Source organism: Colwellia sp. PAMC 20917 (genome assembly GCF_001767295.1).
Classification (GTDB): Bacteria; Pseudomonadota; Gammaproteobacteria; order Enterobacterales; family Alteromonadaceae; genus Colwellia_A.
In genome coordinates this window covers 1,642,041-1,660,497 of record NZ_CP014944.1, presented here as the reverse complement: position 1 = coordinate 1,660,497, position 18,457 = coordinate 1,642,041, and the positions used below count along the sequence as shown (strand labels likewise).

Annotated in this window: 10 protein-coding genes and 2 pseudogenes; 3 read left to right on the top strand and 9 right to left on the bottom strand. The window is 39.8% G+C overall.

Translation table 11 applies throughout. The annotated features are described in order from the left end of the window. Nucleotides 1-45: 45 nt before the first annotated feature. A complete protein-coding gene (gene ltaE, locus A3Q34_RS07015; protein WP_070374716.1) occupies nucleotides 46-1,065 on the bottom strand; it encodes a low-specificity L-threonine aldolase in 1,020 nt (339 codons plus the stop codon). Nucleotides 1,066-1,430: 365 nt separating this feature from the next. Between ltaE and A3Q34_RS07010 the strand changes: the two are divergent. Then, nucleotides 1,431-1,634: pseudogene (locus tag A3Q34_RS07010) on the top strand (leucyl aminopeptidase); the annotation flags it as partial. Nucleotides 1,635-1,754: 120 nt separating this feature from the next. Here the strand turns inward: A3Q34_RS07010 and A3Q34_RS07005 are convergent. The 4 genes and pseudogenes from A3Q34_RS07005 to A3Q34_RS06990 form a co-directional block, all read right to left on the bottom strand. Further along, nucleotides 1,755-2,456: a VC0807 family protein gene (locus A3Q34_RS07005; protein WP_070374714.1), complete on the bottom strand. Its 702-nt coding sequence runs from the start codon at nucleotides 2,454-2,456 to the stop codon at nucleotides 1,755-1,757. A gap of 137 nt (nucleotides 2,457-2,593) precedes the next feature. After that, the gene (locus A3Q34_RS07000) at nucleotides 2,594-5,284 is read right to left on the bottom strand and encodes a nitrate reductase (protein WP_070374713.1); all 2,691 of its coding nucleotides are present in this window, start codon (nucleotides 5,282-5,284) and stop codon (nucleotides 2,594-2,596) included. Nucleotides 5,285-5,381: 97 nt separating this feature from the next. Then, nucleotides 5,382-6,836 (bottom strand): annotated as a pseudogene (gene nirB / locus A3Q34_RS06995) (nitrite reductase large subunit NirB); the annotation flags it as partial. 116 nt (nucleotides 6,837-6,952) lie between these two features. Further along, a complete protein-coding gene (locus A3Q34_RS06990; protein WP_070374712.1) occupies nucleotides 6,953-8,137 on the bottom strand; it encodes an alginate export family protein in 1,185 nt (394 codons plus the stop codon). Between the two features lie 364 nt (nucleotides 8,138-8,501). Between A3Q34_RS06990 and A3Q34_RS20450 the strand changes: the two genes are divergently transcribed. Next, nucleotides 8,502-8,657, top strand: coding sequence for a hypothetical protein (locus A3Q34_RS20450; RefSeq protein ID WP_157470868.1), 156 nt, complete (start codon nucleotides 8,502-8,504; stop codon nucleotides 8,655-8,657). 86 nt (nucleotides 8,658-8,743) lie between these two features. On the opposite strand, the gene nirD is transcribed toward A3Q34_RS20450, so the two are convergent. From nirD to A3Q34_RS06970, 4 genes are all read right to left on the bottom strand, one after another. Further along, nucleotides 8,744-9,079 carry a nitrite reductase small subunit NirD gene (gene nirD / locus A3Q34_RS06985; RefSeq protein ID WP_070374711.1) on the bottom strand — a complete coding sequence of 112 codons (336 nt, stop codon included), beginning with the start codon at nucleotides 9,077-9,079 and terminating at the stop codon, nucleotides 8,744-8,746. A gap of 26 nt (nucleotides 9,080-9,105) precedes the next feature. After that, the gene (gene nirB / locus A3Q34_RS06980) at nucleotides 9,106-11,649 is read right to left on the bottom strand and encodes a nitrite reductase large subunit NirB (protein WP_070374710.1); all 2,544 of its coding nucleotides are present in this window, start codon (nucleotides 11,647-11,649) and stop codon (nucleotides 9,106-9,108) included. A 230-nt stretch (nucleotides 11,650-11,879) separates the two neighbouring features. Continuing rightward, nucleotides 11,880-13,661, bottom strand: a complete 1,782-nt coding sequence (locus A3Q34_RS06975) for a bifunctional protein-serine/threonine kinase/phosphatase (RefSeq protein WP_070374709.1) — start codon at nucleotides 13,659-13,661, stop codon at nucleotides 11,880-11,882. Nucleotides 13,662-13,667: 6 nt separating this feature from the next. Further along, the gene (locus tag A3Q34_RS06970) at nucleotides 13,668-15,140 is read right to left on the bottom strand and encodes a NarK family nitrate/nitrite MFS transporter (protein ID WP_070374708.1); all 1,473 of its coding nucleotides are present in this window, start codon (nucleotides 15,138-15,140) and stop codon (nucleotides 13,668-13,670) included. A gap of 670 nt (nucleotides 15,141-15,810) precedes the next feature. On the opposite strand from A3Q34_RS06970, the gene A3Q34_RS06965 reads away from it, so the two are divergent. Further along, nucleotides 15,811-18,279 (top strand): S8 family peptidase, encoded by a 2,469-nt coding sequence (locus A3Q34_RS06965; RefSeq protein WP_070374707.1) that lies wholly within the window; start codon nucleotides 15,811-15,813, stop codon nucleotides 18,277-18,279. Nucleotides 18,280-18,457 lie beyond the last annotated feature (178 nt).

The following is an 18,457-nucleotide window of genomic DNA, read 5'->3' as shown; positions in this document are numbered from 1 at the left end:
ATAATCTATTACGAATAGCACAATATTTACTTTTTAGTTAAAAATTTAAGCTAAGCTCGTTAAGTGATTTTTTACCGCGGTAATAAAGCTATTAATATCTGCTTTACTAATATCTAAATGGGTTACCAAGCGCATGTTTTCACTGGGGGATATTATAATGTTTTTTGTTTTTAGCGCGTTAGCCATGGCATTAATATCGATAGAACTGTCGACTTTTACAAAGACCATATTAGTGGTGACTTGCTCTACATTAACAGTAAATCCGCTGATGCCATTAAGTTGCTCTGCCAAGTAATAAGCATTTTCGTGATCAACTTTAAGTTTTTCAACATTTTCGGTTAACGCTATTTTAGCTCCTGCACAGAGAATACCGGCTTGACGCATTCCGCCACCCAGCACTTTTCGCCATCTTCTTGCCTGCTTTATGATTTGCGTTGAACCTAGTAATAATGAGCCAATTGGTGCGCCTAAGCCTTTAGATAAACAAATCGACATGCTATCAAAATATTGGGCTATCTCAGTGATATCTACGTCTAATGCGGTCGCAGCGTTGTATACGCGCGCGCCATCTAAATGCAAGCTTAATTGATGCTTATTAACAAACTCGCGCAGTTCTGCTAAATAGTGTAACGGCAGTACTTTACCATTAATGGTATTTTCAATGCTAACCAGTTTTGTGTGAGCAAAATGTGAATCATCGGGTTTAATCGCTTGGGCAAGCTTAATTAAGCAAAGGGTGCCATCTTTCTCATTTTCTATCGGTTGTGGTTGAATGGAACCTAGTACTGCAGCGCCACCACCTTCAAATTTGTAGTTGTGGGCTTGTTGGCCACACAAATACTCGTCGCCTCGCTGACAGTGTGCCATTAAGGCGAGTAGATTTGCTTGGGTCCCTGAGCTACAAAAGAGTGCAGCATCAAAGCCATGACGTTTGGCAGACCATTGCTCTAATTCGTTTACGGTTGGGTCGTCACCATAAACATCATCACCGACCTCAGCCTGTGACATTGCATTACGCATTTTCAAGGAGGGTCTTGTTACGGTGTCAGAGCGAAAATCAATCATGTTAAATCCAAGTCAACTATTAATAACAAGAAAGTATAAACGGTTATGCCTCCCTAAATATAGGTAATTAACACCATTTTAAAAATGACATACATTGATAATGTTTTTTATTAAATTCCAGATAAAAATCAATGATATTAATCTTTAATAATAATTGGCTTGTCGCGATAAGGTAACGTTTTATAAGGGTATATTTATTAAAGTGGTCATTAAGCTAATATGACTTCATTGTCGTATATCTTAATATTATTCTTATTTGCCATTAAATAGAGGTTTTTATGTTGTTAAAACGTACCACCATTTCAGCTGTTTTAGGCGCTATGCTTGCTAGTACAAGGGTATTGGTAGAAACAATAACTTTTGTAGATTTAAAGAATACCGGTTCAGGTGGGCTAGGTGCAACCACAGCAGCTAGTTTTCTTCAGCACTTTGTTGGCGATGTTCGATGGGCTCATCTTGATATTGCCGGTAATGCCCTTAGCAGTAAAGCAAAGGATAAAGTACCCACCGGCGGTACAGGTTTTGGGGTGAGGTTATTGTCTGAATGGTTAATGACTAAAGAAAAATAGTACAGGGTTATTAACTGAGCAATACAAAAATTGGCTTTATTGAAAATAGACGGAGTAGGTCGAGGGTTAGCCACTTACATCCGTCTATCATTAATTGGTAATTAATCGGTAGTTAGGAGGTTATTTGTCACCGTTTAATATTTTTTCTAAGGTTAAATCTGTTAATTTCATGGTACTTTTTACCACATAGAACATAATTGCAATTAGCATTACCATTGAAGGTACCGCAATCACGGGATAACTTAACAGTGTCATTTCGCCAAGTTGCTCATTAAACTCTACTGTGCCAGCGGGGCTAATAACAATCCATTTAGCTAATAGGTAATTCATCGTGGCAGAAAAAACAAAGGTTGAAGCTAAAAGATGATTTGCCCACTGAATTCTTGCTTTAAACTGATCCGTTTTGTTTTTGCTTGCTAGCGTTTGATAGATTAAATCTAAATTAAATAATAGTGGATTTAACAATATTTTAGCAATTAAGGGTTTTCCCCAAAAACCAGATATCAGCACAACTATGCCGATAACAGATGGAATGGCAGCTTCTTTAATAGCGAGCCATTCAACGTCCAGTTCAAATAAGCCTATGCCACCCGTTAACAAGGTACTGAAAAATCCTAATAAGGAAATAAAATTCATCGACTTGTTTTTAATGAAATCATACAAGCCATAACCGAGTGGAAACAATAAGGCGAAAATTAAGGCCGGTACAGTGCCTAAATACTCATCTGTCGAAAGTTTCATTAAAATAATCGATGGAATAGCAATATTATAAAGGAGTTCTAAAAAGGTATTCGGGCGTTTAGCAGGTGTTTGAATTGGCATTATATTTCATATTTAGGCACAACTGACCATCGCCAGTTTATTTAAGTCTGCCGACATTTTATCTAATAATAGCTAAAATGTCATATTATAATCTGCTAATACTCACAAGCTTTACATTTACTGACAAGCGCTATCCATTATTCACTCCAAGTGCTGTTAATTAATGTGGTTTTATCGATGTGATGTTCACTAAGTAATGCAGCTAATTCTGATTTACATGAACCACAGTTTGTGCCACATTTTAACCCCTCTCCTAATTGTTCAACAGAACTACAGCCGCCTTTAATGGCGCCTATAATGTCTTTTTCACCAATATTAAAGCAGCTGCAAATTTGTTTACCTTTGGCGAACGCTTCACTTGAAGTCCCTGCGAGTAAAGATTTAATATTGGCTTCGCTTAGAGATGACTGACCAAAAGCATAATTAAGCCATGCGCTTTCAATACGGGGCTGTGTTGTTGACACATAACATAAGAAAACTAATTTATTGGCTTGTAAGCAAATAATGTAAGAGGTGCCTGCTTGGCTAAATTGGTGCCACTCACCAGATATATGGCTGCTTGTTTGGCACCAATTTAAAAGGTCACTTTCAAATTCAATATTAGCAAATTGATAACTAAGGCCATAATGGGTGCGTGCTTTATTCCAAAAGTCATTACTCATTTGGCATTGCACGATAAATTCTTCGCTAAGATGAAGTTGACCAAACTGGGCAAAGTCTGTTTTGCTTAATGCGATCGCGCCATGCTTCATTTCAGGTTGACCAGAAAACGGGTCAGTAATGCTTGCATACAAATTGTTAACATTTGCGCTAGACGCAAATTGCTTATTCCAATGAATAGGCATAAAACATTCATTAGAGCGCTGGTTTTTATCTAACTTTGCATGCACTTTTACTTGCCCAGTGTTTGATGAAATATTGACTATTTCATCATCTACTATGCTTAATCGCGCCGCGTCATCAGGATTAATATAAAGGTAACATTTATCGGTATGAGCGGTGAGCTGAGGGGATTTGCCGGTTCGAGACATCGTATGCCATTGATCTCTTAATCGACCACTGTTTAACCTAAAGGGAAATTTAGCGGATAATTTTTGAGTTGGCTGGCGTGGCGTAATAGGAAAAAAGACAGCTTTACTTGAAGGGGTAGAAAACTTACCCTCTTCATAAACACGTTTTTTACCTTCAGGATAGGTATCATTAACTGGCCATTGTAGAGGCTTTAAACGGTTATACTGTCGTGGAGTAATGGCTGAAAATGCAGAGATATCAAAGACACGTTTGCCGTTATTTTCAAAACCTGACAGTTGAGCGAACTCTCTAAATACCTCACTAACGTGTGAATAGTCAAAGCCTGAAAAACCCATGGCTGTGGCAACGTCCGCAATAATTTGCCAGTCGTGCTTTGCTTGTCCGCTCGGAGCTATAGCATTAGTTTGGCGCGAAATTCGGCGCTCTGAGTTGGTAACAGTACCGTTTTTTTCTAGCCATGGCGTTGCCGGTAGTTTTACATCAGCAAAGTCTAACGTATCATTGTTTTCAGCACAGTCTGAGACCACAACATATTCACATTTATTTAATGCTTGGGCTATTTTTTTAACGTCGGGCAAGCTTACCATCGGGTTAGTTGCCATTATCCAGACCGCTTTTATTTTACCTTCATCGATAGCGTCAAACAGATCAACTGCCTTATAACCTGCTTTAACCGCGATAGTGGGGGACTGCCAAAAACGTTGCACTGTTGAGCGGTGCTCAGAGTTTTCAATATCCATATGAGCGGCTAATTGATTAGACAAACCTCCCACTTCTCTACCGCCCATAGCATTGGGTTGACCCGTTATAGAAAAAGGCCCACAACCGTCTTTGGCTATTTTTCCGGTGGCTAAATGACAATTAATAATGCTTTGACACTTATCAGTGCCTGAGTTTGACTGGTTGATGCCCATTGAATAAAAGCTGAGTACTTTTTCAGTGTCGGCAAATAATTGATAGACACTGGCAAGGGTTTGTAGGTCAAGATCGCAATAGGCTGATACTTCAGCGAGTGACCATTTTTTTGCTGCTAATAAAGCTTGTTCGAAACCTTGGGTATGCTGTGCAATATATTCATTATTTAAGCCATTGTTAGCGCTTAAGTAGTTTAAAAGACCGTTAAAAAATGCGGCGTCAGTGCCTGGCTTTATCGGTAAAAAATAATCAGCTATTTGACAGGTTGCGGTTTTACGCGGGTCAATAACCACAATTTTCATCGCTGGATTACGTTTTTTAGCACGTTCAATACGTTGAAATAATACCGGATGGGTCCAAGCGGCATTAGAGCCGGTAATTAATAACAGCTCTGTACTGTCTAAATCGTCATAGCTACATGGTACAACGTCCTCACCGAAACTGCGCTTATAAGCGGCAACCGCTGAAGACATGCAAAGGCGTGAATTGGTATCAATATTGGCTGAACCTATATAGCCTTTCATTAATTTATTCGCCAGATAATAATCTTCAGTCAGTAGCTGTCCAGAGACATAAAAGGCCACGGCATCAGGGCCATGCTCTTTAATAATTTGTGTAAATTTATCGGCAACATGATTTGTCGCCGCTGACCAATCAACCGTTTTATTATTTATTTGTGGCTCAAGCAAGCGGTTGGTTAAATCTGTGGTGGCTAATAAATTGGTACCTTTAACGCACAGTTGTCCAAAGTTGGCGGGATGCTCTATAGTGCCGACTAATGCACTGGCCTTGCCATTGTTAACGGTAATATCAATACCACAACCTACACCACAGTATGCACAAGTTGATTGAACAATATGTGACGATTGAGAACAACTCATAAAATTTACCTTTAAAACAGAGAATGATATACAGCCCGCTTTATATGGGATGTTTTGTTTATTTATTTATGTTCGAATTTTATTCGATGACATTTAGACAAATATCTTGTTTAACGTTCACAGCACGGCTTTCAAATTCTGCCTCAGCCAGATTTTTCAATAAAGCGCTACAACCGCCACATCCGCTACTGGCTTTAGTACAAATTTTAATATCATCTAGGGTACAAGCTCCTTGATCGATTGAGCTGATAATATGGCTTTTTGTAACCTGATGGCATGAACAAATAATGGCGCTATCAGGTAGTGCACCAACGTCTAATGTTGGCTTTTCATCTGACCAAGGCAATATCAGCGCTTCGGGTGATGCCGGTAAATCTATGGCATTAAGCATATATTGCAATAACGTATCGTATTCACGGGTATCACCAATTAATACCGCACCAAGCATTTTGCTCTTATCACTAGAGATAACAATTTTCTTGTAAACGCCCGCCGGTTGATTTTGATAGGTATAAGTTATTGCCCCGGTTGTTTTTGCATGTGCATCACCTATTGAGCCTACTTCAACCCCCATGAGTTTCAATTTGGTACTCATATCGGCACCGGTAAACAAGGCTTGTTCACCCATAATATGTTTTGCCGCCACTTTAGCCATCTGGTAACCCGGCGCCACTAAACCAAAAATAAAGTTGTTCCAGAGGGCACATTCGCCAATGGCATAGATATTTTTATCTGAGGTTTGGCAGTGGTTATTAATCACAATACCGCCTCGTTCGCCCATTTCAAGTGCGAATGATTTAGCTAGATTGTCATAAGGGCGAATACCTGCGGAGAATAAAATAAGGTCAGCTTCTAGCTCGGTATTATCACTAAAACAAAGCTTGTAACGACAGGTTTCGCCGTCTTCAATTACGCTGGTGGCTTTTGATGTATGCACCTTAACACCCAAAGCTTCAATTTTTTCTTTTAATAAACGACCTCCACCCGCATCAATTTGCACTCCCATTAATTGTGGCGCAAATTCAACGACATGGGTTTTTAAGCCTAAGTGGCTTAGCGCATTTGCAGCTTCAAGGCCGAGTAACCCACCGCCGATAACTACCCCTACTTTACTGACCTTTGCGCTGGCTTGAATCTTATCTAAGTCATCTATGGTGCGATAAACCAAACAATGCTCGCGGTCTTTTCCTGGAATAGGCGGTACAAAAGGATAAGAGCCAGTGGCTAAGATGAGTTTGTCATAAGCGATAACTTGGCCGTTTTGCGTGACAACATGCTTATTGCTGCGGTCGATATCAACAACTTTGGCATTAGTTTGAAAATTTACCGTCCAATCTTGGTAAGTTGTTTCGTCAGCCATGGCCAGATCTGCCGCTGTTTTACCGCTAAAGTATGTTGAAAGGTGAACACGGTCATAAGCAAGGCGAGGCTCTGCTGACAAAACGGTTATCTTAATGGCTTGGTCAGCTGTGTTCAATTGAGCTAATTGCTCAACAAAATGGTGACCCACCATGCCGTTACCGACCACGACAACTTTTTGTTTCTCTATGATTTGTTGGTTACTTGAGCTAATTTTATTTACCTGCTGCAATAGTGATATGGGGTTACAATTTGTGATAACGCTTAACAAACCTGTAGATCGTTATCATTATAAGTGTGTTTGGAGAGCTAAAAATTTGCACTTACCCAAAGCCAAATTTTATCGGTATCAACTTTACCTGCAGTAGAATCGCCTGCTGAATAAGCCGCATACTTTAAGCCTGCCTTATAATTCTTAGCGAATTTTTTCGCGTAAACGGCATTAATTTCGCTACCTAAATCATCAACGGTATCGGTTGATTCATCAGCAGAATAATCATGAATTGTCACTGTCCAACCGCCGCCGAATGCTTTACCTGACACAGAGGCATAAAGATCAACCAAGCCTTCTTTTGGTGTGCCTAAAAACTGATCTGCCCAACCATTAAATTTATGCAGTGTCGCCAGTGGTGTTGAAAACCCAACCATTGAATCATCACTGCCCAGAACTTCTGCACCTAATTTAAGGGTTACCACATCAAAGCTATAGCCACCTTCTATGGCCATATAGCTTGCAGAGTAGTCAGTTGCGCCGCTCTCTGAATCTTGAGTAGCAAATTCGGCTGAATATGAAAACTTGTCTTTTTTACCGTTAAAACTCACCCCGAAAGTATCTAAGCTATTAGCGGTTCCTTCATCAACTTCTAAGAGATAGCTGTATGCGGTTAGTTTGCCATAACTCGTTTTGTAGGCGAGGTTAAGTAAATGGTCTTTTGCATTAAAATCTTTTTCATTAGAAAAAATACGATTACGTTTATTAATGTAGCTATAGCTCATTTTTACATTGTCTAATGCGTCATAAGTTATGGTCGCGGCATCAAATGTTTGTCTATCTTGACGCCATCCTACATGCCCAACATAACGATGATTATCTAAGGTCAGTACTTGGCGACCGACTTTAGCGGTGATCCCATCTTTTTTGTATTGCACATAAGCTTGGTCTAATTCAGTCGTCTCTGGATCGGCAATAACAGCATATTCAGTATTATTACCCACGGCATCGTTATACTTGTTAATACCCGCCACTTGGCGTGAGTCTTCAAATTCAACAACTGCGGTAAAATCATGGTAGCTAGCACTGGTGTAATTTAGACGGGTTCTTAGCGTTAACGCTGAGGCCTCTTTTTTGGTATTGTCTTGATCAACTGTTTCATATCGCAAGTTTAAATCTATACTGGCCTTAGCTTTAGTCTCGCTATTTGCGGTTGCTGAAGCACTGGCACTTGCTAACAAAATTAATGTAATCAGTGTTGAAAGTTGACGAACTGGTTGCATGCTGTATTCCTTGAATTTCTTTTTAAAATCGGCGTTAAATTTATGCTTTTTACTGGTTAGCGACCAACGGCTAAATATTATTATCTACATGAGCAACATCAGATGTTTGTTCAGTAAAGATAAGGTGTTTTTTGTCAATTTAGTAAACTAGAGAAAATAAGAAGTTATATTATTAAGTGATACAGCAGGTTTTATGCCAGTAAGGTAAATCGTTTAATATCAATGACTTGTTTCTTTAATGGTTTTTTTTATCTGCATTTTGTTAGTTTCTGATGCAAGTCTGCACCAAAATAAATAAAGCGTATAAGGATGAACAGAGTAATAACCTTTGGTCTGCCAATATTGAGCAAAGTAATTTTTCTGTTTGCGCGCTAGTCACTCTGACCGTGTTACTGAAGATGTTGTTGACGTAGAACTAGCTGATGATGCAAGTAATTACTTAGGTGACTTTTATTATCTCATCGCCAATCGTCTACTTGTTACGCTATTAGCGTTAATAATTATCCTGCTAATTAGTTAATACACTTATCATGCAATCACTAAAAGTGAAAATCCCAGCTTAAGCACTTAAACTGGGATTTTTAAAGCAAGAATAAAATTAAATGTCTAACCAAATACTTCTAATTTTCCATCGGTAACACGTGTCTGATAGGTTTTAATCGCTAAGGTATCATCATCTAAACAGGCTCCTGAATTTAAAACAAAGCGTTGTTTTAATAAGGGCGAAGCAACGTAAATATTACCTTTAGTTTCACCAATTAAACCACGGTATAAAACGTTTGCTTTACCAAAGGGATCAAAGTTAGAAATAGCATAAACGGTGTCCTTACCTACTTGGAATAAAGCCACTTGTTCTTTGTTTGCTAATAAGGCACAAACACCTGAGTTTTTAATTAAATCACTGGTTGAGCAAATGGTTTGCCAGCTATTTTCTGTTGTCATTTTATTTTCCTTATTCGTAAACGTATTTATGCAGGTGTTAAATCAACGGCTTGAATTTGAACGCCATATTTTTTCTCATCACCTTGAGCGGGTCTAATTTGATCACGCTCAGTAACAAATTCGATGTTGCCATCGACAGTGTCAGAGTTAACAAACTGACGAAAACGCTTTAATTGCTCTTCACTTTCGATGGTTGTTTTCCACTCACATTGATAGGTATCAACGACATTTTGCATTTGCTTTTCTAATTCAGCATTAATCCCTAAGTGATCGTCCTTAACTATTTTCTCCATGTAGGCTAAGCCGCCTTCTAGGTTTTCTAACCAGACAGAAGTACGGGTTAAACGATCTGCGGTACGCACATAAAACATTAAGTAACGATCGATATATTTCACTAAGGTTTCATCATCTAAATCAGTCGCGAATAAGTCGCCATGGCGAGGCTTCATGCCGCCATTGCCACTGACGTATAAGTTCCATCCGTTTTCAGTAGCAATAATACCAATGTCTTTACTTTGTGCTTCAGCACACTCGCGTGTACAGCCTGAGACCGCAAACTTAATTTTATGAGGAGAACGCAAGCCCTTGTAGCGATCTTCTAAGAAAATGGCCATTGCCATACTGTCTTGTTGGCCGTAACGACACCAAGTGCTGCCAACACAAGATTTAACCGTACGTAACGATTTGCCATAGGCATGACCAGTTTCCATACCTGCATCAATTAAGCGTTTCCATATCGCCGGTAATTGGTCAACACGTGCGCCGAATAAATCGATACGTTGGCCGCCTGTTACTTTGGTATAGAGGTTATATTCTTTAGCGACTTCACCAATAACAATTAACTTATCTGGGGTTACTTCACCGCCTGGCATACGGGGAACGACAGAATAAGTACCATCTTTTTGCATATTACCTAGAAAGACATCATTGGTGTCTTGTAGTGATACATGGTCGGGTTTTAATATGTAATCGTTCCAAACTGAAGCGAGAATAGACGCAGCTGCTGGCTTACAAATTTCACAGCCTAAACCTGATCCGTGTTTTTCTACTAACAGGTCAAAGGTTTTAATTTGTTCTGCTTGCACAATGTGAAATAACTCAACCCGGCTGTAAGCAAAATGTTCGCAAAGGTCAGTGCTAATTTCTACCCCACGTTTTTCTAATTCGTGATCTGTTACTTTTTTCAATAAGGCGGCACAACCACCACAGCCTGTTCCTGCTTTCGTTGAAGACTTTACTTCACCGACATCAACGGCGCCACAATCAATAGCAGCAATAATATCGCCTTTGGTGACATTCAAACATGAGCAGATAGTTGCGGTATTAGGTAAAGCATCCACGCCTAAGGTGGGTTTTTCGCCTGAGCTGGGTAAAATTAAACCGTCGGGATTTTCTGGTAATTCAATACCATTTAATGCGTATTGCAATAAGGTATCGTATTCACTGGTATCACCCACTAAAACCGCACCTATTAATTCTTTACCATTGGCACTGACTACTATTTTTTTATAAATTTGGTCAGGTTGATTTGAATAGACGTAGCTTTTACAACCTTGAGTACGGCCATGAGCATCGCCGATCGATCCCACATCCATACCCATTAATTTTAGTTTAGTGCTCATATCTGCACCAGTGAACTGCTGTTCACCGCCAATAATGTTATCGGCAGCCACTTTAGCCATAGTGTAGCCTGGCGCCACTAAACCAAAAATAAAGTTATTCCACAAAGCACACTCACCAATAGCGTAAATATTTTCGTTAGAGGTTTTACAGTTGTTATCAACCACAATGCCGCCTCGCTCGCCAACCGCTAAATCAAATTCACGTGCCAAATTATCATAGGGGCGAATACCGGCTGAGAATAAGATAACGTCAGTTTCTAAATGTGTTCCATCGGCAAAATTCATTCGGTGAACACATTCTTCACCGTCGATAATTTCATTGGTGGCTTTTTGCGTATGTACCTGAACACCAATACCTTCGATCATTGAACGCAATAAAGCGCCGCCGTCTTTGTCTAATTGCACGCCCATCAATTGTGGGGCAAACTCTACAACGTGTGTCTGCAGGCCTAGTTCTTTAAGGGCGTTAGCGGCTTCTAAACCTAATAACCCCCCACCAACAACCACACCAACTTTACCCGCTTTAGCTGACGCTTGAATGTCTTCTAAATCTTGAATAGTACGATAAACCAAACAATGGTCACGTTCTTTACCTGGAATAGGGGGAACAAAGGGGTATGATCCTGTCGCCATAACTAATTTATCGTAAGCGAAAATGTCACCCGACTCAGTCGTAACAGTTTTTGCCGCTTTATCAATATTAGTGACTTTTGCGTTAGTAAAAAAATTAACGCCTATTTCGTTGTAATATGCTGGCGTAGTCATGGCTAAATCATCAGCAGTTTTTCCAGAAAAGTACTCTGATAAGTGAACGCGGTCATAAGCTAAACGGTCTTCAGCCGATAGAACGGTAATTTCATAGCCGGTATGTTTCGCCATTTCATCAACAAAGTGATGGCCAACCATGCCATTACCAACGACGACGATCTTCTGAGGTTGTGTACTCATTTTTGGAACCCTACTTCTTTAAATTACTGCTGTATTAGCAGAATTAGATAATGATTTGTTATTTGCAATAAACGAACCAAGTAGTTTTTTTAATAAATTCAATTAGATAGTGTTTTAGGTGTGAGTTGTAACAGAGATTTTGCACTGCAGTGAAGGCATGAACGCACCAGAGGTGTGCATCATAATAATGAGCGATAAGTGCAAAGGGGAAGAAGTAAAGGGGTAACGGGTTAATTAACTAAAGATACCACCAAGGCAATAAACAATAAGGTTGATACTAATTGCCAAAAAAAGATAGGATCACGCTTTAACAAGGGTTGGTTTTTGTATTCTTCAACGGCAGATGAACTCGGTTTATTTAAATCACTAAAAAATTCTGAAAATGCTCTATAGCGCTGTCTTGGGTCTGCAGCCGTTGCTTTTTGAAGGCTTAAATCTAACCACAAGGGCAGCTCTGGTCGAAACTGTTTAATGCTACGATATTGTATATCGTTATAATTTTTAATGGTGACTTCAGCACGTTGCATTGGTTTGTAAGGAAGTTCACCTGATAACATTTCATAACAAATAACCCCCAATGAGAATAGGTCACTTTGATAATCAGCTTGCATATGCAATAAGGTTTCAGGCGCAATATAATTTAATGAACCGTGTGGCACTTGTTCTTTTATTGTTTCTTGGTTTTCATCAAGCGAAGCGACAAATACGGTGCCGTAATCAATCAATTTAATTTGACCATATTCATCGATCATAATATTGTCGGGCTTTAAGTCGCGGTGAACTAAATCTAAACGTTGAAATGATCGTAATGCGCCAATCACTTGTTTCATTATATCGCGAACCTGGGCAATGCTAGGTTTAGGGTTGTCATGTAACCATTCACCCAGGGTTTGCCCTTTAATGTATTCACATACATGGTATAAAAACTGGCTGTCTTTTTTAGCAGATAATACACGCATGACATTAACGTGTTTAATGCGTTCTCCCACCCAAGCTTCTCGCATAAAACCTTGTAAATAAAAGGCGTCATCAGAAAAGTTAGCAGAGGGGGCTTTTAACACATAAGGCTTATCTGTTCTAACATCGACGACTAAATACAAGTGTGAACGAATACTGGCGTGTATTATTTTTTTAACGAGGTAATCATCAAGCTTCTGCCCAACTTTTAATGCTGGAGGGATCGCTTTTGAACTTAGATCGCGTTCAATTTCTGCCAGTTTCCGATTCGGTATCGCGTCAATATAAACCAGTAAGCAGGTCACATTGTCATGACTACCGCGCTCAAGTGCGGTGGCAACAATTTTTTCAGAAAGTGCTTCTAAGTCAGACTTATTGGGTGATAACGGCAATGAATCAAAGAGTGTTTTAAAAACAGCTTTACTAACAAAGTCATGAATACCATCACAACTTAGCATAAATAAATCTCCTGCCTGTAAATCAACTTGATAAACATCAACTTCTAAATGGCTATCAGCACCTAATGCGCGTGTTAATAAATCCTGTTGCCCTATTTGTTTACGATTATGAGCACGGGTTATAATTTCTAATTGTTGCTGGCGATATTTTGTTATACGGGTATCGCCAACATGAAAAATATAACCGGTGTTTGATTTAGCAATAAGCGCTGAAAAAGTCGTTAGCCATTGAGGAGAGTCTTGATTAACTAAAGCATCAACAAATCCGCTTTGTGAATACAACCAGTTATTTAAACTGCTTAATACTTTAGCGGCAGATTTCTGTGTAGACCATGTTTCGGGCGTAGCAAGATACTCTTGAATAAATTGAGTGACCGCAAGTTGTGAAGCTTCAGCGGCTTTACTTGCGCTCGATACTCCATCTGCGATCGCCACAACCGCGCCTTTAGCGCGTAATTCAAGTTTTTTTGGCACAATAGCAGCAAAAGCGTCTTGGTTTTCTGCCTTTAAACCTTTATGAGAAAAACCACCAAAGCATAGTTGTAAATCTACAACCGTGCTTTGGGGCGTTTGCTTTTCTGTATTGATAACACTCATGTTAGCTTAGTGACCGACATTAATTAATTCAACTGTGCCGTCTTCACGTACTTCCGTCATTGTGCCTTTTGGCTCTACCATAAAGAGTAATGTAATAAAGCCTACCACAGCGGTAGCGGCAATCACCATAAAGAAAGTCGAGTAATCAACCATGGTTAATACGGTTAAGTAAACCACCGCGCCCACGTTCCCGTAAGCGCCTGTCATACCCGCAATTTGTCCTGTTAAACGACGTTTAATTAAGGGGACTGCTGCAAATACGGCTCCTTCACCTGCTTGCACGAAAAAAGAACAAACCATGGCCGTTACTACTGCTAGAGCTAATGGCCATTCTCCGGTAATTTCTGACATGGCAAAATACCCCGCAGCTAAACCTGCTGTTAAAATTAATAAGGTTTTCTTTCGACCAAACTTGTCTGATAACCAACCACCACCAGGACGAGACATTAAATTCATAAAGGCATAAGTAGAGGCTAACATCGCGGCGTAAACCATGCTTAATTCGAATGTTTCGGCGAAGAATAACGGTAACATTGAAACAACGGCCAACTCTGAACCGAAAGTTGCAAAATAAAGCACATTTAACACCGCGACTTGCTTGAATTCGTAACGATGAATTTCTTCGACTGGTTTTGAAAATAAGTGACTGTTTACTTTAATGGTTTGCTTTAATTCAATGGCAAACAAAACCACTAAGCTAATGTAGGCAATGATGGCACTTTGTTCTGTTAATAAACTGACACCAGCAGGTGATAATTTCCAGGTGAGTAAAGCTAAAGCGCCATACATAGGGATTTTCATAATGAGTAATAAGAAGAAGTCGCCCGTTGAAGTAACTTCCATTGCACCTGTTTGTTTAGGCTTAAAATACGTCGATCCCTTAGGTGTATCTGTTACGTTTTGATACCAGATAACACTGAAAATCAAGCTTAATGCACCGGTAAAAGCAACGGCGTATCTCCAGCCATCTTCACCACCAAAGGCTAACGCTAGTGTAGGTAGTGACATGGCAGCAGCAGCTGAACCAAAGTTCCCCCAACCCCCATAAATACCTTCAGCCGTCCCTAATTCGTTAGCGGGGAACCATTCAGAAACCATACGGATACCAATAACAAAACCCGCACCAATAAAACCTATTAAGAAGCGCGAAAGTGCCGCTTGTTCAAACGTATCTGCAAGCGCAAACATAAAACAAGGGATACTACACACGGCAAGTAACACAGCGAATGTTAAGCGCGGACCGTATTTATCGGTAAGCATACCAATGACAACACGCGCTGGAATGGTTAACGCTACGTTTAATAACATTAATGTTTTTATTTCAGCTTTTGTTAGCCCTAATGAATCAGCAATAACTGACACCAAGGGAGCAAAGTTAAACCAAACAGCAAACGTAATGAAAAACGCTATCCAGCTCATATGTAATGCTTTCATCTTACCTTTGAATGAAAATATATTGAGACTTTCTTGACCGCTCATGTACCACTCCTAAAATTTAGTCAATTAAATAAGCAGGCTTATTTAATACTCATCATCGATTGAGTTATGTAGAGCAAAGGTAATGCCATCATTATTACTTTATCTATAACATTGTTTTAAAAGCGTTTATTGTTATTTCTCTTTTGTGGACGACTTTTATTGCACAACACAATGACGATTACGCACACATAGAGTGCAAAAAAGAGTGCAAAAAAAGAGTCAGTAATCAATGCATCATTAATGAGCACTCATATTTAGCAGGCACCTTTAAAAAGGAGTCAATAAAACGATTGTTGTTGAGAGAGATTAGTTAGATGAGCGCTTTATGGTTGAGTCATTAGTGGGATTGATTTGAGCTTAGTTCACCAGGAAAATGGTGACTGAACTGTCCGCTTGATTAAATCTCAGGTGATGTTATTCCAGATGTAGTGGCTTGCTGTCTAAAAGTACCAAAGCCAGTTATTAGCGTATGAATTAAGAGGGTGAATAAAATGGCTGTGCTAAAACAAAAATCCGCTTAAATCATTCTTAATGACTTATCTGAAAAATTAACGACTAGGGGTTTTCCCCTGTATAAAATAGGGGCTGTTCCCGATGGTGTTATTTGTCAAAATCTAGTCAAATAATAGGGTAAATAAAATACACTTTTAAAGACTGGTAGATATAAAGTATGAAGACAATAATAAAGAACATGGCAATAACCATGTCAATCGCAGGTATCAGTCTAAGTGCAACCGCAGCTGCAGTCATTGGCTCTCAATTAGAGCAACAATTACAAAATATGACAGTAACGGACAGCACTATGGTTGTCGTTTCCTATGATCAACTTGATGCATTAACAACTACCCAGTTGCAAAGCTTATTAAACCTTGGTTTAACTCAAGGTGTACAGTTTAAATCATTACCTATCGTTGGTGTGATGGCAAACGCTAATCAGATTAATCACTTAGCGGCAATGCCAGGTGTTCGTTCGATATTCGCTAACCGTTCATTAGAATATTATAATGCTGAAGCACGTCAGATAACAGGTGTAGAAAAACTACAATCTAGCGCATTCAACAGCAACAATGGCATGAAATACACGGGTAAGGGCGTTACCGTTATTGTTAATGATTCAGGCATCGATGCAACATTAGATGATTTAGAATATGGCGTTAAAGTGATTGAAAATGTGCAAGGCGTTACCCATGCTCAAGCACTTTCCTTAACAGGTTTTGACGGTATGTGGCTAGAAGGCCAACGTAACACTGACTTAAATGTTGGTCATGGTACACATTGTGCCGGTACTGTAGGTGGTTGGGGTACTCACTCTGGCGGCAAATACCAAGGTGCAGCACCCGGCGCTGATATTATTGGTTATGGCTCTGGAGCGGGTCTTTCTATTTTAGATGCGCTGGGCGGCTATGATTATGCTATTACCCACGTTTATGATTTTAACTCTCCCATTCGAGTGATGAGTAACTCTTGGGGCTCTAGTGGCAAATATGACTCTGCAGGTCCAATATCTTTAGCGTCTTATAAAGCCCACAGAGTGGGCATTATATCGGTATTTGCTGCCGGTAATAGTGGTTCAGGTGAAGACACACATAATCCATATGCTCAAATCCCATGGGGTATCTCTGTTGGTGCAAGTACCAAGCAAGGCGACTTAATCGATTTCTCATCGCGGGGTAAACGTGGTGAAAGCGGTGATTTTAGGATGCCAGACGGTTCAGCTTGGACTTATATAAATGAAGTGACTATTGTTGCCCCAGGTGTTGATATTATTTCGACACGTGCTAAAACCAATATCGCTTCTAATGGTGGTGCCGATGATATTGGCGTGATTGAAAACGAATACTTACCATTTTACACAAGAATTTCAGGCACTTCGATGGCTGCGCCTCATGTTGCCGGTATTATTGCCTTGATGTGGGAAGCTAATCCCAATTTAACCAACTTACAAATAAAAACTATTCTTCAAGAAACCGCTACTAATATGCCCGGTTACCAATCTTGGGAAGTGGGCGCGGGTCATGTCAATGCATATGCAGCAGTTGCTGGAGCCCTAGGTTATAACGAACAAAACAGTGCAACGGTGAATAATCTCAATAGCTTTAATGCCAATGCGATTATTATTGATGACGAAGCACCTGAGCCATTTAGCGTTCTATTTACTCCAGCAGGTGAACCTGAAGTCCATACATTTAACGTTCAAGATGATGCAGCATGGATAAGTGCTTCCTCTGAAACATTGGCCAATCTGGTTAAACTTAAATTGGAAGCTCCAGACGGTACCGTCTATTTTGGTAACTTAACAACGCCTGTGCTAAGTAGCACCATGCGAGTTTCTGCACCAGCACAAACCGGAGAATGGAAACTATCTGCCTTTGGTATCACTTCTTTATCAGGTGTACAAGCTGATCCAACAGGTACTACTAATGGCCCTGGTATTCCTGAATATATCGAAGGTGATATTTCAATTTTAACCTCAGGTGGCTACGAGGGGTTAAGCGACATTGCCGGACATCCTGCAGAAAAAGCAATTGAATTTGCGGTCAGTGAGCGTTTAGTTGATAGTAAAAACGATCAATTTTATCGTCCTGATGCTAAGTTAAGACGTAAAGAGCTGGCGCAATATTTAGTCATGGGTATGTCAATTAGGCAGCACCGTAACTTTTTAAATGATAATAAAACCGTCTTTACTGATGTTAACGCGAAACACGCCCCTTTTGTTGATGCCGTCACGGAAACTGGCTCAGCGCTTAAAGATCGAGTACAAAACCAAGCACCGGTGATGATTTCTAACGGTGATAGTTTTCAACCACACGCTAAGGTGAATAAACAAGAGTTAGCCTATTCACTGGTACAGGCACTCGGATTAGAAAGACAAGTTAAAGACTTTGGTGGTGATATAACCGTTGAATATAACGGCGAACGAATTGCTATTATGGACTCAAGTGATATTAATGAAGCGCTAAAAGGTTATGTGCAGGCTGCAATCGATATGTCATTAATCGGGGTTCGTTTCGCTATTGAACAAGGGCCTTATGACCTATCGCCAACCGTTGTTGCTTACTTTGAACCAGCCAGCGTTGTTAAGCGTGGAGACTATGCCATTATCATTAGCCGGTTATATGATGGATACTTACGTAAATAACTGTTAACACTTAACATTTATATAATTAACATTAATAACAAAACCAACCTGACTAGGCTTGGTTTTGTTGTTAGTAAAAGCGCCATAGAACTTGCTAATTGACGTAGATCAACGTAGGTTCTAGTTAGAATAGTGTAAAAAATAATTTGATGACATTGTCAGGTTACTACCCAGAGGA

Bases quoted from the DNA above. Each gene is read 5' to 3' on its own strand.
- ltaE (WP_070374716.1), bottom strand. From the start codon at position 1,065: ATGATTGATTTTCGCTCTGACACCGTAACAAGACCCTCCTTGAAAATG.
- A3Q34_RS07005 (WP_070374714.1), bottom strand. From the start codon at position 2,456: ATGCCAATTCAAACACCTGCTAAACGCCCGAATACCTTTTTAGAACTC.
- A3Q34_RS07000 (WP_070374713.1), bottom strand. From the start codon at position 5,284: ATGAGTTGTTCTCAATCGTCACATATTGTTCAATCAACTTGTGCATAC.
- A3Q34_RS06990 (WP_070374712.1), bottom strand. From the start codon at position 8,137: ATGCAACCAGTTCGTCAACTTTCAACACTGATTACATTAATTTTGTTA.
- nirD (WP_070374711.1), bottom strand. From the start codon at position 9,079: ATGACAACAGAAAATAGCTGGCAAACCATTTGCTCAACCAGTGATTTA.
- nirB (WP_070374710.1), bottom strand. From the start codon at position 11,649: ATGAGTACACAACCTCAGAAGATCGTCGTCGTTGGTAATGGCATGGTT.
- A3Q34_RS06975 (WP_070374709.1), bottom strand. From the start codon at position 13,661: ATGAGTGTTATCAATACAGAAAAGCAAACGCCCCAAAGCACGGTTGTA.
- A3Q34_RS06970 (WP_070374708.1), bottom strand. From the start codon at position 15,140: ATGAGCGGTCAAGAAAGTCTCAATATATTTTCATTCAAAGGTAAGATG.
- A3Q34_RS06965 (WP_070374707.1), top strand. From the start codon at position 15,811: ATGAAGACAATAATAAAGAACATGGCAATAACCATGTCAATCGCAGGT.